This is a genomic window from Aestuariivita sp. (assembly GCF_049276915.1).
GTDB lineage: Bacteria > Pseudomonadota > Alphaproteobacteria > Rhodobacterales > Rhodobacteraceae > Aestuariivita.
In genome coordinates this window covers 1-13342 of the sequence record NZ_JBASXK010000118.1, presented here as the reverse complement: position 1 = coordinate 13342, position 13342 = coordinate 1, and the positions used below count along the sequence as shown (strand labels likewise).

The window sequence follows — 13342 nt, the reverse complement described above, 5'->3', positions numbered from 1 at the left end:
TTGCGGCCAAAGACCAATACGGCGCGCACAAGCCGCCGATCAGGGAGTGCCAGTGTCCATGTTCAACCTTTTCCGATCCGCCCGCAAGTATACGCTCCGCAGCGTCGCCGTGATATCTATGCTGGCGCTGGCCTCCTGCGATGTCGCGATCAACGGTGCCAACAGTGGACCGACCATCAACACCAACGCCCCTGTCCCCGTCGCACTTCTGGTGCCCAGCGGATCGGGCCAGGCCGGTGACGACGTTTTGGCCCGAAGCCTCGAGAACGCCGCGCGGCTGGCGATGTCGGAACTGCAGGGCGTGCAAATCGACCTGCGCGTCTATTCCACTGCAGGCAATGCCCAGCAGGCTGCCAGCCAGACGACACAGGCCATCAACGATGGCGCGCGCATCATCCTGGGTCCGGTCTATGCCGAAGCGGCCAATGCCGCCGGTGTCGCCGCCTCGGCGCGGAACATCAACGTCCTGTCCTTTTCCAACAACACCACCATCGCCGGAGGCAATGTCTTTGTCCTCGGGCCGACCTTTCAGAACACCGCCAACCGGTTGATGCGTTTTGCCGGCAGCCAGGGAAAAACCAGCGTGGTCGTCGTCCATTCCAATGATGTCGCCGGGCAGATCGGGCGCAATGCGATCCAGGCCGCCGGGCAGATCTCCAGCGCCAGCGTCACCGGCGTCGTGCCCTATGAATTGTCCCAGCAGGACGTGGTCGCGGCGATCCCGACCGTCACCTCGACAGTGCGCAGCGTGAATGCGGATACCGTGTTTCTCACCGCCACCACCTCGGGGGCGCTGCCGCTGTTTGCGCAGCTTCTGCCCGAAGCCGGTGTGCGCCCCGGTGAGGTGCAATATATCGGCCTGACACGCTGGGACATCCCGACGCAGACACTGGATCTGCCCGGCGTGCAGGGCGGCTGGTTTGCCCTGCCTGACCCGACATTGTCGCAACGCTTTGCCAGCCGCTATCAGGCCGCTTATGGCACCTCTCCCCACCCGATCGGCGGGCTGGCCTTTGACGGTATCGCCGCCATCGGCGCGCTTGTGGCAAACGGGCAGTCCAATGCCCTGACCGGAGGCGCGCTGACACAAAGCGCCGGGTTCCAGGGCGTCAGCGGAGTCTTCCGTTTGCTGCCGGATGGGACTAATGAACGCGGGTTGGCCGTGGCCACGATCCAAAACAGACAGGTGGTTGTGATTGACCCTGCCCCAAGAAGCTTCTCCGGCGCCGGTTTCTGAAGAAACCACAGCCGTCATGGCCGAAGCTCTGATCTGCCCGCCCGCCGAGATTTTCGACGCGCCGGCCATCCAGAGCGCGCTTGACGCCGCCGCCCTGTCTGCCGACAGCGGCACCGACCTGCGCGCGGCTGGCGTCGAGATCCTGCGCGCGGCAAAAAACGCCGGCCGCGCGGCCATCGCCGAGGCCTTTGCCGCCCAGCCCTTCGCCGCGCGCCCGATGACGCGGGCACATAGCTACCTCACCGACGGGCTGGTCAAATCCGCGCTCTACCTGGCGCGCAAACACCTGCACACCGCGGCCAATCCCACCGAAGGCGAACGCATCGCGCTGATCGCCGTGGGTGGCTATGGGCGCGGAGAAATGGCGCCCTTCTCGGATGTCGATCTGCTGTTTCTGACGCCCTACAAGATCACCCCATGGGCCGAGAGCGTGATCGAAAGCATGCTGTATGTCCTGTGGGATCTGAAGCTGAAGGTCGGGCATTCCTCGCGCACGATCAAGGATTGCATCCGGCTGGGCCACGAAGACTTTACCATCCGCACCTCTCTGCTTGAACACCGGTTCCTGGATGGAGACCGCAAGCTGGCCGACGAGCTGGACAGCCGGCTGAAGACCGACCTGTTTTCAGGCACGGGGCGGGATTTCATCGAAGCCAAGCTGGAAGAGCGCGAGAAACGCCACCGGCGCTATCACCAGCGCTATGTGGTCGAGCCCAATGTCAAGGAAGGCAAGGGCGGGCTGCGCGATCTGCAGTCGCTGTTCTGGATCGCAAAATACATCCGCGGTGTGAACGACACTGCCGAACTGGTTGATCTTGGCGTCTTCCGCCCCGAAGAATTCGCCCGGTTCGTCAAGGCCGAGGATTTCCTCTGGGCGGTGCGCGCCCATCTGCATCTGCTGGCCGGACGCCCGATCGAACAGCTGACCTTCGACATGCAGGTCGAGGTCGCCGACCGCATGGGATACAAGGACAAGGCCGGGCGGCGCGGTGTCGAGCTGTTCATGCAGGATTACTTTCGTCACGCCACGGCGGTGGGCGATCTGACACGTATCCTGCTGACCGATCTGGAAGCGACCCATGCCAAATCCGAGCCCCTGCTCGAGCGCATCTTTCGCCGCAAGCCGCGCGTCAAGCCGGGCTATACGGTGGTTCACAACCGGATCAACCTTGAAGACCCCAAGCGCTTTCTTCAGGACAAGCTGAACATCCTGCGCCTGTTCGAGGAGGCGCTGCGCACGGGTATGCTGATCCACCCTGATGCCATGCGCCTTGTGCGCGCCAATCTCTCGCTGATTGACGACGAGATGCGCAATGACCGCGAAGCGCAGCAGATTTTCCTCGACCTGCTGCTCAAGCACGGCAATCCGGAACGCGCCTTGCGGCGCATGAACGAACTGGGCGTGCTGTCGGCTTTCATCCCGGAATTCGAACCCATCGTGGCGATGATGCAGTTCAACATGTATCACAGCTATACGGTGGATGAGCATATCATCCAGTGCATCGCGCAGCTGGCGATGATCGAAAAGGGCGAGCTGATCGAAAGCCTGCCGGTGGCCTCAAGCATCCTCAAGGAGGGGGTGAACCGCAAGGTTCTCTATGTGGCGCTGTTGCTGCATGACATCGGCAAGGGCCGCCCCGAGGATCACTCGCAGCTTGGCGCACAGATCGCGCGCACGGTTGCGCCGCGTCTGGGCCTGAACAAGCAGGAAACCGAGACGGTGGAATGGCTGGTGCGCTATCACCTGCTGATGTCCGATCTGGCGCAGAAACGCGACATCGCCGATCCGCGCACGGTGCGCGATTTCTGCAAGGCGGTGCAGACGGTCAAGCGGCTGGATCTGCTCTGTGTGCTGACGGTCTGTGATATCCGCGGTGTCGGCCCGGGCACCTGGAACAACTGGAAAGCCGTCCTGATCCGCGCGCTGTATCGTCAGGCGCGGCGCGCGCTTGAAACCGGGATGGAGGATCTCAACCGCGAGAACCGCGGTGCCGAGGCCAAGAAAGACCTGCGCGAGGCGCTGCCCGATTGGTCGAAAGCCGATCTCAGGCGCGAAACCGCGCGCCATTATGATCCCTACTGGCAGGGGCTGCATGTGACAGCCCATTTGGACTTCGCCCGCATGCTGCGCCAGCTCGACGAGATCGAGGATGACAACCGCATCCTGATCAACCTGTTTCCCGACGAAGACCGCGATGCCACCCGCGCCTGTTTCGTGATGCCCGATCATCCCGGAATATTCGCCCGGATCGCGGGCGCGCTGGCTCTGGTCGGGGCGAATGTCGTGGATGCGCGCAGCTATACCTCCAAGGATGGCTATGTGACCGATGCCTTCTGGATTCAGGATGCCGAGGGCAGACCCTATGAGGCCTCGCGTCTGGCCCGCCTGACCCGCATGATCGAAAAGACCCTGCGCGGCGAGGTGGTGGCGCGCGACGAACTGAAATCGCGCGACAAGATCAAGAAGCGCGAAAAAGCCTTTAACGTGCCCACCCATATCACCTTTGATAACGACGGCTCGGAAATCTATACGATCATCGAAGTCGACACCCGCGACCGTCCCGGCCTGCTTTATGATCTGGCGCGCACCTTTGCGGCGATGAATGTCTATGTCGCCAATGCGGTTATCGCCACCTATGGCGAACAGGTCGTCGATACCTTCTATGTCAAGGATATGTTCGGGCTGAAGTACCACTCGAAAGCCAAACAGAAATCGCTGGAGGACAGGCTGCGTCAGGCCATCGCAGAGGGTGCCCAGCGCGCCGACAGCTGATCAGGGCCAGCACATGAAAGCCGAGCGTCGATGACACGGGATTATTCGGAATTTCTGGGAGCGGACAGGGCGGCTGACGGATCAAAGCCGCAGCCCACGGCCCTGCAACGGCTGGGCTGGCAGCCCTGGTTCGCCCAACAGATCAGCGCCGATGATATCACCGCCCGCCCCCCGGTGCGCGTGGTCGAAGTGCATCGCAGCGGCCTGCATGTCATCGGCAACGACATAGACACCACATTGCCGCCGCGCGCGGATGTGACCGTTGGCGACTGGCTGCTGCTGGACCGCACCAACATGGATGCCAGCCTGCTTCTGGAGCGCAAAAGCCTGTTGAAACGCCGCGCTCCGGGGCCGGATCGTCAGGTGCAGCTGATCGCGGCCAATATCGACACGGCCTTCATCGTCACCTCCTGCAATCAGGATTTCAACGTCGCCCGGCTGGAACGCTATCTTGCGCTGGCCCTTGAGGCCGATATCACGCCGGTCATCATCCTGACCAAATCCGATCTGGTCGAGGACGCGGCGCATTATGTGCAAAGCGCCGCCGCGATCTCGGATCTTGTGCCGGTGGTCACCCTTGATGCGCGCGGCGACGACCCGCGCGAGAAACTGGCCGAATGGTGCAGGCCCGGCCATACGGTGGCCTTTCTGGGGTCATCCGGCGTGGGCAAATCAACGCTCACCAATGCTCTGGCCGGCACGCAGGAGATCGAAACACAAGCCATCCGCGAGGCTGACGCCAGAGGACGCCATACCACGACGCGCCGCCAGCTGCATATCGTGCCCGGTGGCTGCATCGTTCTGGACACGCCGGGCATGCGCGAGGTGCAGATGACCGATGTCGCCTCGGGCATTGATGACCTGTTCGCCGATCTCCATGCGCTCTCCACGGAATGCAAGTTCAACGACTGCCGCCACGAGACCGAACCGGGATGCGCGATCCGCGCGGCCCTCGCCGCGGGCGAGATCGACGAGGCGCGTCTGGCGCGCTGGCGCAAGCTCAAGGCCGAAGAGGCCTTCAACTCGGCCAGCCTGGCGGAACGGCGCTATATCGAAAAGAGCTTTGGCAAACTCGTCAGGAACGTCCAGAAGATCCACAAGAAGCGCGATTGAAACAGACCCGGGCGCAAGCGCGGCGCGGTCCTTGCACCGCCGCCCTTCCCGTGGGGCGCAAAGCGCGGTATCACGGATAAAACGGGCAACGAGCAGGTGCCATGAAACCGATCCGCTTGGTCACGGGCTTTCTCACGGTGGGCGTCTGGACGCTTCTCAGCCGGGTGTTCGGCTTTGCGCGCGATGTGATGATTGCCGCCTTCTTGGGGGCCGGGCCGGTGGCCGAAGCCTTTCTGATCGCGTTTTCGCTGCCCAACATGTTCCGACGGTTTTTCGCAGAAGGCGCGTTCAACACCGCATTCGTGCCGCTGTTTTCCAAGAAGGTCGAAGGCCAGGAGGATGCCGGGGCCTTTGCCCAGGATGCGTTCTCGGCGCTGGGTGGGCTCCTCATTGCCTTTACGCTGCTTGCACAACTGGCCATGCCCTGGCTGGTGCTGGCCATGGCCAGCGGCTTTGCGGGCGATGTGCGCTTTGATCTGGCGGTCAGCTTCGGGCGTATCGCCTTTGTCTATATTCTGTTCATCTCGCTTGCCGCGCTGTTGTCGGGCGTGCTGAACGCCACCGGGCGCTTTGCGGCGGCAGCGGCCGCGCCGGTTCTGCTGAACATGACGCTGATCGGCGTGATCTGGGCGGCCGCCGCCAGCTCTGGCAGCATCGAGGGCGACTTCGCGCCCGGTGTGAGCGCCCTGTCGGTGCATATCGGCACGTGGATGACATGGGCGATCCCGATCGCGGGTGTGGTACAGATGGCGCTGGTCTGGGTCGCGGCGGCCCGGGCGGGCTTTGTGCTGCGCCTGCGCATGCCGCGCCTGACGCCGGATCTGAAGCAACTGGCGATCATCGCGCTGCCGGCGATGCTGGCGGGCGGCGTCATGCAGATCAACCTGCTGGTGGGCCGACAGGTCGCCTCGTTCTTTGACGGCGCGATTGCCTGGCTCAGCTATGCCGACCGGCTGTATCAATTGCCCCTGGGCGTGGTCGGCATCGCCATCGGCGTGGTGCTTCTGCCGGATCTGTCGCGCCGGTTGCGCGCGCAGGATGACGCGGGCGGGCGCGATGCGCTGAGCCGGGCAGGAGAAATGTCGATGGCGCTGACCGTGCCTTCGGCGGTGGCGCTGATCGTTGTACCCGGAGCGCTGGTCTCGGTGCTGTTCGGGCGCGGGGCCTTCGGGCCGCAGGACATCGACGCCACCGCCATGGCGGTGGCGGTCTATGGCGCGGGACTGCCTGCCTTCGTTCTGCAAAAAGTGCTGCAGCCGCTTTATTTCGCGCGCGAGGATACGCGCACGCCGTTTCGCTATGCGCTGATCGCGATGGTGATCAACGCGGTTGTCGCCGTGGGCATGGCCTATGCCATCGGTTTCCTCGGGGCCGCGATCGGAACGACCGTCGCGGCCTGGGCGATGGTCTGGCTGCTGTATCGCGGCACGCGTGACATGGGCGATGTGGCGCGCTTTGACGCGCGCTTTCGCGGACGGGTGCCCCGCATTGTTGCGGCCTCCCTGGTGATGGGCGTGGCGCTTCTCGCCATGGCCTATCTGCTGGCTCCGCTTCTGGTTCTAGGCGGTCTGCGCTGGCTGGCGTTGCTGGTTCTGATCCTTGCGGGGATGGTCGTCTATTTCACAGTCGGCCATCTGATCGGCGCGTTTCGCCTGGGCGAGTTCAGACGCGCGGTCAGGCGCTGAACTGATCCACATCAACGACGCCCCGACCGTGCTGCGCTAGGTTTGACACAAGACATAGCCAGGGAATGGGAACCGCATCATGACACGCAATCAGGGAAATCTCGACCGCGCTTTGCGCATCATCGTCGGCCTGGGTCTGCTCTCGCTGATCTATATCGGGCCGCAAACCATGTGGGGTCTGCTGGGCATCGTGCCTCTGGTCACCGGTGTGTTGGGCTATTGCCCGGCCTATGGGCTGTTGGGGATGAACACCTGTGCGATGAAATCCTGATCAGTCGTGGCGGATCTGGTCGCGCATGCGTGACCAGCCGCCCGGGCTGAGCACGAAGGACAAGGCAAACCCCACCACAAAGCCCGCCACATCGGCGATCCAGTCATTCTGCCCGCCAAACAGCAGGCCGAAGATCAGTTGAAACGCCATCAGGAACCCGATGAGCGTGAAGGCGCGGTACTGGTTCTGGCCCATCTGTTCCAGATTGCGCCAGAGCAGATAGGTAAAGCCGCCAATCAGGCCATAGACGCTGGGAAACGCGCCGATCAGCGGCACCGGATCATCCAGAAGCACCGCATAGATCAACGCGGCCCCCGCCCCGGACAGAACGAAAATCAACAACATGCGCCACTGCCCGAAAGCTTCGGCCACCATCTTGCCCATGGCCAGAAGGATCACCCCCGCAAAGGCCGCATGCACCAGCGAGGCATGCACGAAACCATAGGTGACAAAACGCATGAGATGTTCGGGCGGCCATTGGCCCGTCTGCCACATCCAGTCGAAGATCTCGCCGCTGAACGCATAGGTCTGCATCGCCCAGAGCCGCCAGCCGACCGCGCTGGCTCCGCCGATCATGCCCTGTTCTCCCAGCGAAAACGCGGCCTCGATCAGGACGATGGCCAGAAACAGCACAACCACCAGCGGCGGCAGCGGGTTCACGGGGCTTGCATTCGGGTCACTGCTCATGCGGGCCTGGCTCCTTGGGGTTGGGCTTCTTGACGGCACATGGCCTCATGGGTAAGCGAGACCATCAGATTTTACCAGATGAGAGTGCACAGATGTCCGAGACCCAGTTCACCCCGCGCGTGTTTTCCGGCATCCAGCCGTCCGGCGGGCTGACGCTGGGCAATTACCTCGGAGCGATCAAACGCTTTGTGGACATGCAGGGCCCCGAGTTCGAGACGATCTACTGCATGGTTGATCTGCATGCGATCACCGTCTGGCAAGATCCGGCTGATCTGGTCAAAAACACGCGTGAGCTGTGCGCCGGCTTTATCGCGGCGGGGATCGATCCTGAGCAATCCGTGCTGATCAACCAGTCACAGGTGCCCGAACACGCGCAGCTTGGCTGGATCTTCAACTGCGTGGCGCGCATGGGCTGGATGAAGCGGATGACCCAGTTCAAGGACAAGGCGGGCAAGAATGCCGAAAACGCGTCCCTGGGCCTGTTCGGATACCCGGCGCTGATGGCGGCCGACATCCTGATCTATCACGCCACCCATGTGCCGGTGGGCGAGGATCAGAAACAGCATCTGGAACTGACCCGCGATATCGCGGCCAAGTTCAACCATGATTACGGCGTGGATTTCTTTCCCATGACCGAGCCGGTGATCGAAGGCGCGGCCACGCGGGTGATGTCCCTGCGCGATGGGTCGAAGAAAATGTCCAAAAGCGATCCCTCGGATATGGCGCGCATCAACATGACCGATGATGCCGACGCGATTGCCAGGAAGATCCGCAAGGCCAAGACCGACCCCGATGCCCTGCCCTCCGAGGCCAAGGGGCTGGAGAACCGCCCCGAGGCGCGCAATCTGGTCAACATCTATGCGGCCCTGTCGGATCAGACGGTCGATCAGGTGCTGGCGGATGTGGGCGGCAAGCAGTTCGGCGATTTCAAACCGATGCTGGCCGATCTGGCGGTGGCCAAGCTTTCTCCCATCTCGACCGAGATGGCGCGGCTGGTGGCCGAACCCGACGAGATCGACCGCATCCTGTCACGCGGTGCCCAGCGCGCCCGCGAAATCACCCGTCCCATTCTGCGTCAGACCTATGACATCGTGGGAATGATCCCGCCGGTCGAGGTCTAGGGGCGCGGCCTTCAGACCTCGGACCGTTCAGCGACACGGGTCCCTCATGCGGCGCAGGATGGCCGGGGGACGGTTCTGCGGACATCAGACATTGGCTGAAGCCAGGAACTCAGCAGTTCATGGCCGTGATGGCGACCTTGCTTTCAGTGCGGTATTCGAAGCGGATCGGAGCGATCTCAAGCGGTTTGCCGTAGATGACTGCCGCGTTGCGGCCAAACACAACCGTAATGTTCTTGTAGGCTCCGGGTTCGAAATTGAAGTAAGCCTCCCGTGCTGTACGCCCGATGGGGGCCAACCTGCGATTGCCAGCCAGAATGCGCAACGCGTTTGGGTTTACCTCAAGTCGGTCCGCGCCCTCACCGCGGAATGTGAACTGCACGATGGTCCCCTTGCCGTCGTTCAGATTGGTTTGTCCCAAATAGTTGCTGTTCCGGACCACCTTCACGCCCATGATCAGGCCGTTGTAATCGCGCGATGCAACCGTATGAACGCCGAACTCGCAATTGCCCCTGACGCGCATGGCATCTTCGGTGTTGGGCATATAGGCGGTGCGGGTCGTGCGCGCAGGCACGCAGGCCTGCAAACCCACCAGGCAGATGATCATCAGAAAACAGGCGCGCATCACAATTGTCCAATCGCTGAAGGCTGATGGATGTGGCAAACCTGTGCCTGATGCGGCCAACCTGAGCCGTTCAGACCACCAGACAGGATCCGATCCGGGAGAGATCCTTGCGGCACGCAGCTGCGTCCAACCAGGTGTGACAATGCTTAGGCAGGGACGCATGTGTCAATGAAGCATTCCTCATTCAACGCTTGGCCCCATCGACCTCAAACCTGAAACAGACCGGCCGGCGCGCCGTTTCAGCAACAGGTGGCACGTCGCCGACCCGTCGCGCGGGTGCCAACACGCAGAGGCCGGCACAGGCCTTGAAATCCCGTGCGACGCCCTCGCCCGGGCCGTGTTGCAGGCAATTGCGGCCGAAATGCCCTTGATAACGCGTTTGGTTTTACCCCAATGTCGGGGCATCAGGAGGCATTCATCATGTGTTGGAGCGCATCGGCGTCGGTCGCAATGGTGGCGCTCGGCGGCGCAGCCACCGCGGTTACGGCCATGCGGGGCGAGCCGAAAGCCATCTGGGTCACGCTTGGCTTTTTCACCCTGATGGAGGGATTGCAGGCGACCGGATACGCGGTGGTGGATGAATGCTCCAACCCTGCAAACATATCAATCACCACGCTGTCCTATCTGCATATTGCGTTCCAGCCCTTGTTCATCAACGCATTTGCCATGGCGATCGCACCAGCTCCGGTTCCCGGCTGGCAAAGGCGCTGCGTTTATGGCCTTGCTGCAATCGCGACGGCGCTCATGCTGCTCAAACTGGTGCCGTTGGAGGCATTTGGATCCTGCTCGCCCGGCTCGCCCATGTGTGGGCTGCAAACCTGCCTGATCTCCGGCGACTGGCACATTGGCTGGATTTTGCCGCTGAACGGCTTGATGGAATGGGGCGGCTCATACCTGAGCTTTGGTCTCTTTTTCCCGGCTTACTTCATTGCCGTCTTTATCCTGCCCCTTTGGTATGGCTCCTGGCGCTTTGCGCTGTTCCACCTTCTGATGGGGCCGGTTCTGGCCTACATGCTCACGACAAATCTGAATGAACAACCCGCGATCTGGTGCCTGTTCTCAATCGGTATCATCCTGATTTCGCTAAGCCCGTTCATCCGGGTTCGGGTGATGGGTGCGCATCAACCCGCGTGACCGATGTCCGAGGCCCGCTGCCCATCGATCAATGCGCAAGCCGCTGTGAGGTCAGCGCGCATGATGCGGGCAGCGAATACACCGGCTTGTGCGCGTGACCTTTGACGCTGTGTGATGTTTGCCCCTCGGGGAGATTGGCCAAGCAGGCGACCTGACGCGGCACATCCTTTCGGATTTCTGCCGTATCCCGGGTTCACAGGGTCCTGAAAACGCCAGTCTGGAATGTCAGAGCGGACGGTTGATCCTGGTGTCCGCAGCGATCGCAACGCCGGCCTTGTTCGGCTCGGAGTCCAGCCGCCCGGGTTCTGCCTGTTGGATGAGTTTGTGGATTTTTGCCGCTCGAAAAACCAGCCCAGAGGCGATAAGCCTGCGGCAAATGTCCCTTCGTGCGCTATCTTGGGACCTGAGTGCCGGGACACGCATTTGAAGGCCTGAAAAACATGACGACCAAGCCACTGCCTTTCGGAGTACAAGCGACGTTGGAGTTCGGTCCGACCATCGGGTTTGTCGTGGCCTATCTGATCTTGAGGAACGAAACCTTTCTGATCGCGGGCACCGAATACACCGGCTTCGTGGCGGTCACCGCGGCATTCATCCCGGTTTTTCTGATCGCCATCTGCGCGCTGTGGCTGTTGTCAGGTCGGGTCGCACGGATCCAGGTGGCGACAGCCGTGATGGTTCTTGTGTTCGGAGGGCTCAGCGTCTGGCTGAATGATCCCAGGCTGTTCAAGATGAAACCGACGGCGGTTTACCTGGCTTTGGCCCTGATCCTGGGCGTCGGTCTTCTGAGGGGTCAATCCTGGCTGAAATACATCATGGAAGACATGATCCCGTTGAAGCCAAAGGGCTGGATGATCCTCACGAAACGCATGATGGGGCTGTTCTTGCTGTCCGCCGGTGCCAATGAGTTGGTCTGGCGTACGCAATCCGAAGAATTCTGGTTGTTTTTCGAAACCCTGGTGATGCCAATCGTGGTTTTCGCCTTTTTCATCATGCAAATCGGGCTGTTCATTGACCATGCAACGCTCAAGCCATCGAAAAAGAAACCCTGATTGAAACAGCTGCCTGCGGGTTCATCCGCTCGGCAACCCTTCGATCATCCCGCGCCGAACGGCTGGTTTGAGGCCGGAGCAGTCGGCGGTCGGAGACGGCCCGGCAAGGCGCTTGTCGTCTGTCTCCTAAGTGTAGCAGGCCCGAAAAGAATGCGAAGTTGCAGAAATTACTTTAGACTGCGTGTGTCGGAAGATTTTGGAGACATCAACCGTTCATGTCACGTCGCTTTGCATTCATTCAAGCAGCAGATATTGCTGATTATTCCTTGATGATGGCACAGGACGAAAACGCTGCGATCTCACTTGTGCATGATCTTAGGGACAGACTGCTTGAACCCATCGCACGAAGACACGGTGGAGAAATCTTGAAGCGCATGGGCGATGGCTGGATCATCGCTTACCCTTCGGTTGTTTCAAGCGTTGCTGCAACCGTTGAGATACAAAGGGGGCTTGCAGACCATCCAAAGATTCGTCTGCGCATTGGCTTGCATATGGGGGACATCTTTTCCGACGAAGCGGACCTCTACGGGGCGGGACTGAACATTGCTTGCCGCCTTCAAACCGAAGCACCGCCGGGCGGTATGATGTTGTCAGCGGACGTCTATCATCAGCTTTCATCCAAGCAGGCAGAGGGGTTTCTGGACGCGGGAACCTTCAAGCTGAAAAACATTCCACGCCCGATCCAGTGCTTTCAGTGGAGGCCTGAAAGACTCGTTGCTGGCCGCCGATCCGAAGAGGTGCCCATCATCGGCGTTGAGAAACTTGTTCCTGCCCCGGGTGATGAGGAAACGACATCGGCTGCGGAGGATTTGCACGAACAGATCGTCTATGCACTGTCTCGGCGCACTGGGATCAAGGTGCGCGATATGTCTGTGGGCTCGACAAAGAAGACGACATACAACCTGCGTGGCAGGTTTCGCCGGTCCGGTGGGCGTGCGCGGGTCAATCTGTCTTTGGTTTTGCTAGATGATGCCTCGACAGTTTGGGCCGAGGTGTTCGAGGGAGATGCCTCAGACCTGTTTGGCTTTTGCGACAGTGTCGCCGCGCAGGTCGACGCCAAGCTCCGCCTCTTCGTCAATTCCCTCGACAACAATCGCATCGGCGAAATTCCCGACGAAAACTTGAGCGTATCAGAACTGCGGACTCGTGCCGCCGGGCTGTTTTATGAATGCACCATCGCTGACCTGGAGCGCTGTATTTCCGTCATGGACCGAGCCAGACGGTTGAATCCCAATGACGGGATGAGCCTGAGCATGTGGGCGACGGGCGTCGTCATGAGGAACGGAATCCGGTTTGAAGAATTTGACGAAGATAGACTTGCCGAAATCACAGCCGCCTTTGACCGAACCGTCGAGTTGATGCCGCAAAGCGATTTCATCTTTTTCGCCCGTTGCTTGTTCCGAGCGACGGTTATCCGAGACCCTGAAAAAGTCATGTCGGATGCAGAACGATGCTATGAACTTAGCCCCAATTACCCGCAAGCCCATATTTGCCTGGGGTATGGATACTTGCTGAACGGTGATCACCAGCGTTCGGTCGCAGAATTCAGAGAAGGCACTGCGCTCAAGAATGACCCCTATTGGACCTATCGAAGATTTCACATGGCCACCGCTCAATTCTGCGGAGGCGATTATGAGGGAACGATTG

At 61.0% G+C, this 13342-nt stretch carries 11 protein-coding genes; 9 read left to right on the top strand and 2 right to left on the bottom strand.

All coding sequences use genetic code 11. The features are described 5' to 3' along the window. Positions 1 to 58 precede the first annotated feature (58 nt). The 5 genes from WAO69_RS12635 to WAO69_RS12615 all read left to right on the top strand — a co-directional run bounded on the left by WAO69_RS12635 (position 59) and on the right by WAO69_RS12615 (position 7079). Positions 59 to 1237, top strand: coding sequence for a penicillin-binding protein activator (locus WAO69_RS12635; RefSeq protein ID WP_422179644.1), 1179 nt, complete (start codon positions 59 to 61; stop codon positions 1235 to 1237). 16 nt (positions 1238 to 1253) lie between these two features. Next, positions 1254 to 4010 (top strand): [protein-PII] uridylyltransferase, encoded by a 2757-nt coding sequence (locus WAO69_RS12630; protein WP_422179642.1) that lies wholly within the window; start codon positions 1254 to 1256, stop codon positions 4008 to 4010. 30 nt (positions 4011 to 4040) lie between these two features. Next, positions 4041 to 5123 (top strand): ribosome small subunit-dependent GTPase A, encoded by a 1083-nt coding sequence (gene rsgA, locus WAO69_RS12625; RefSeq protein ID WP_422179640.1) that lies wholly within the window; start codon positions 4041 to 4043, stop codon positions 5121 to 5123. A gap of 101 nt (positions 5124 to 5224) precedes the next feature. Next, the gene (gene murJ, locus WAO69_RS12620; protein WP_422179638.1) at positions 5225 to 6808 is read left to right on the top strand and encodes a murein biosynthesis integral membrane protein MurJ; all 1584 of its coding nucleotides are present in this window, start codon (positions 5225 to 5227) and stop codon (positions 6806 to 6808) included. A 79-nt stretch (positions 6809 to 6887) separates the two neighbouring features. Beyond that, on the top strand, positions 6888 to 7079 hold the full coding sequence (locus WAO69_RS12615) for a YgaP family membrane protein (protein ID WP_422179636.1): 192 nt from the start codon (positions 6888 to 6890) through the stop codon (positions 7077 to 7079). Here WAO69_RS12615 and WAO69_RS12610 read toward each other — a convergent pair whose 3' ends face one another. After that, complete coding sequence (locus WAO69_RS12610) at positions 7080 to 7766, bottom strand: rhomboid family intramembrane serine protease (protein ID WP_422179634.1); 687 nt, start codon at positions 7764 to 7766, stop codon at positions 7080 to 7082. It abuts the gene before it with no gap. A 92-nt stretch (positions 7767 to 7858) separates the two neighbouring features. Between WAO69_RS12610 and trpS the strand changes: the two genes are divergently transcribed. Continuing rightward, positions 7859 to 8887 (top strand): tryptophan--tRNA ligase, encoded by a 1029-nt coding sequence (gene trpS, locus WAO69_RS12605; protein WP_422179632.1) that lies wholly within the window; start codon positions 7859 to 7861, stop codon positions 8885 to 8887. 109 nt (positions 8888 to 8996) lie between these two features. Here trpS and WAO69_RS12600 read toward each other — a convergent pair whose 3' ends face one another. Next, on the bottom strand, positions 8997 to 9491 hold the full coding sequence (locus WAO69_RS12600; protein ID WP_422179630.1) for a hypothetical protein: 495 nt from the start codon (positions 9489 to 9491) through the stop codon (positions 8997 to 8999). 438 nt (positions 9492 to 9929) lie between these two features. On the opposite strand from WAO69_RS12600, the gene WAO69_RS12595 reads away from it, so the two are divergent. The 3 genes from WAO69_RS12595 to WAO69_RS12585 form a co-directional block, all read left to right on the top strand. Further along, positions 9930 to 10643, top strand: coding sequence for a DUF5765 domain-containing protein (locus tag WAO69_RS12595; protein WP_422179628.1), 714 nt, complete (start codon positions 9930 to 9932; stop codon positions 10641 to 10643). A 440-nt stretch (positions 10644 to 11083) separates the two neighbouring features. Continuing rightward, positions 11084 to 11695, top strand: coding sequence for an inner membrane-spanning protein YciB (locus WAO69_RS12590; protein WP_422179626.1), 612 nt, complete (start codon positions 11084 to 11086; stop codon positions 11693 to 11695). 215 nt (positions 11696 to 11910) lie between these two features. After that, positions 11911 to 13342: hypothetical protein (locus WAO69_RS12585; RefSeq protein WP_422179624.1), on the top strand; the 1432-nt coding region annotated here is incomplete at its 3' end.

Bases quoted from the DNA above. Each gene is read 5' to 3' on its own strand.
- WAO69_RS12635 (WP_422179644.1), top strand. From the start codon at position 59: ATGTTCAACCTTTTCCGATCCGCCCGCAAGTATACGCTCCGCAGCGTC.
- WAO69_RS12630 (WP_422179642.1), top strand. From the start codon at position 1,254: ATGGCCGAAGCTCTGATCTGCCCGCCCGCCGAGATTTTCGACGCGCCG.
- rsgA (WP_422179640.1), top strand. From the start codon at position 4,041: ATGACACGGGATTATTCGGAATTTCTGGGAGCGGACAGGGCGGCTGAC.
- murJ (WP_422179638.1), top strand. From the start codon at position 5,225: ATGAAACCGATCCGCTTGGTCACGGGCTTTCTCACGGTGGGCGTCTGG.
- WAO69_RS12615 (WP_422179636.1), top strand. From the start codon at position 6,888: ATGACACGCAATCAGGGAAATCTCGACCGCGCTTTGCGCATCATCGTC.
- WAO69_RS12610 (WP_422179634.1), bottom strand. From the start codon at position 7,766: ATGAGCAGTGACCCGAATGCAAGCCCCGTGAACCCGCTGCCGCCGCTG.
- trpS (WP_422179632.1), top strand. From the start codon at position 7,859: ATGTCCGAGACCCAGTTCACCCCGCGCGTGTTTTCCGGCATCCAGCCG.
- WAO69_RS12600 (WP_422179630.1), bottom strand. From the start codon at position 9,491: ATGATCATCTGCCTGGTGGGTTTGCAGGCCTGCGTGCCTGCGCGCACG.
- WAO69_RS12595 (WP_422179628.1), top strand. From the start codon at position 9,930: ATGTGTTGGAGCGCATCGGCGTCGGTCGCAATGGTGGCGCTCGGCGGC.
- WAO69_RS12590 (WP_422179626.1), top strand. From the start codon at position 11,084: ATGACGACCAAGCCACTGCCTTTCGGAGTACAAGCGACGTTGGAGTTC.